The organism is Candidatus Obscuribacterales bacterium, assembly GCA_036703605.1.
Lineage (GTDB): Bacteria > Cyanobacteriota > Cyanobacteriia > RECH01 > RECH01 > RECH01.
The window spans coordinates 1-1,959 of record DATNRH010000197.1; the positions used below are offsets into that span (position 1 = coordinate 1).

A 1,959-nucleotide genomic window follows, 5' to 3' on the forward strand; every position below is an offset into this window, starting at 1 on the left:
CGCGTAGTCAGTCGCCCAGTCGCATCCATCATTGACGTTGCCCTTATCGTTGGCCAGTACTTCAAGGAACACAGAGCCATGCCGGAAGGCTAGCCCCTTATCATCGTCGCCTTCATCTGATGGGTCATGTGACACGACGCGCTTGCCCAGCATCTTCCAGCCTAGCTTCTTGTGAGCGTCAATAGCAGCGTCGAACCACTCAGCCGGGATAATGCTGTTCTCTACGTCATCGTTAAACTCGCCTTCCCATACATGGCGGTACTTAGCCCGGCTCATGCTGGCCAAGTCATCTAGGCGCTCGGCCTCAAGCTCTGACGGGAACCAGGGGTTATCGGAGAAGCTAATCTCGATAGCCAATACTAGGTCGTCTTCATAATAGCCATCCCGGTCTAGCTTAGACTGAGCCCGCTTCAAATACTTTTCAACGATAGGGTCAGCAGAGCTGCCACGGTTCATGGTAAACCATATTTCAGGTTCTGAGTCTGAGCCAGCCGATGACCGGACGGATGGGGTCAGCAGCTTGAGAGACTTCTCGGATATGGTTTGCGCCTCTTCCACCCAGAAGTAATCCACGCCAGATAGCGACTTCAGTGACTCGGGATTGCGGGCCAAGCCCTTATAGAATATCTGACCGCCTGACGTGTGGGTGATGCGGTTGTTAGTGATGGTGAACCCTGGCGCGTCCAGACGCTCAATCTCGCTGCACATGAGCGAGTGAACCGAGTCATCGATACTATTCTGGAACTCACGACCGCAGCAGACAGACTTGCCATGCGATGCCAGCATGATGAACATATCGGCCACGGCGATTGACTTGCCCCCGCCACGGCCACCGACAGCCAGCTTAATGCGCTTAGGTTTCTGAATTAGCGGGGTTAGCTTTTCAGGAATCTGAAGGGTTGGCATGTTTGGCCGCTACAGGCTGGATAATCCACTGCGTTTGGATGGGGCCACCCTTGGGGCCTGTGATTTCCTGTGACTGCTTATCACTGTACCCATGGTTAGCTAACATTAGCTTGGCAATCGTGGCGTTGTGCTGACCTGAAAGGCTCCCAGATAGGAGTTTCCGCTCTTGCACTTCCTGAATTGTCTCTAACGTGTCCTTAAATGCTGGGTGTTTGTCTGCCCATGCATACAGCAGCGTCCGCCGTTTGTGTAGCTCACACGCCAATCCGGCGATGCTTGGAACTACATCTCCGCACTCAATATAGCCTCCGCCGACATACTCATCAGCCTTGGCTTGAACCTCTTCGTTGTAGTCTGTTGGTCGTCCCGCCATTACTTAGCCTTATGTGTGCGGCTGAAGTTAAAGTTGATGTCGTATAGGTCAAGAGCATCAGGGGAGCGCACGTATACGGTAGCCCCGTTAGCCTCCCAAGTATCCAGAGTGTAAGCAGCGGGTACGCCGTACAACACACCGCGCTCTACGCCAGCACCCTTGGGAAAGTTAAATGTCTCACGGTAACGCTCACCAACAGCCCCGCCAATGTCAATCCATACGTCCATGGACTGAGCCGCAACACTTGGAATAGCCTTAAAGTAAATCATGAACGACAAGCCATCGCCGTTGCGCCCGGTAATGGTAGAGCCATCATAGAACGTAGCTACGTCCGAAGGTGTCTGGGTCTCGTTCAGTGAGCCCGCGTTGTTTGGCAGTATGGTGTCGGTAGCTGCAACAATGGTCAGCGCAGAGCCTGGGTCAACGTAGGTGGTATCAATGTAAGTAGCCCAGCCAGTACCGGCAGCTTCAGCAGGATCTGCAAAGATCAATGCGTTCCCAGCAGTGTTTACTGTTACAACTTGGCCTCCCTGCCCTGTATAGCTTAGAGGAGTATCAGACTGATTAATGAACTTGCTCTCGATGAACTCAAGACCTGTCTCGTCAGCCTTTACCACTGCAAAGTTGGTGGCCTGCCCACCATACGCGCCGGGGGTGTCGGAGAGCGCAAGGAAGTTGCC

At 53.5% G+C, this 1,959-nt stretch carries 3 protein-coding genes; all 3 read right to left on the reverse strand.

The features are described 5' to 3' along the window. Window positions 1-906: PBSX family phage terminase large subunit (locus tag V6D20_04135; protein HEY9814981.1), on the reverse strand; the 906-nt coding region annotated here is incomplete at its 3' end. Next, the gene (locus V6D20_04140; GenBank protein HEY9814982.1) at window positions 884-1,279 is read right to left on the reverse strand and encodes a terminase small subunit; all 396 of its coding nucleotides are present in this window, start codon (window positions 1,277-1,279) and stop codon (window positions 884-886) included. The genes V6D20_04135 and V6D20_04140, both read right to left, overlap by 23 nt. After that, window positions 1,279-1,959, reverse strand: a 681-nt coding sequence (locus tag V6D20_04145; GenBank protein HEY9814983.1) for a hypothetical protein, incomplete at its 5' end; no start/stop codon positions are given. The genes V6D20_04145 and V6D20_04140, both read right to left, overlap by 1 nt.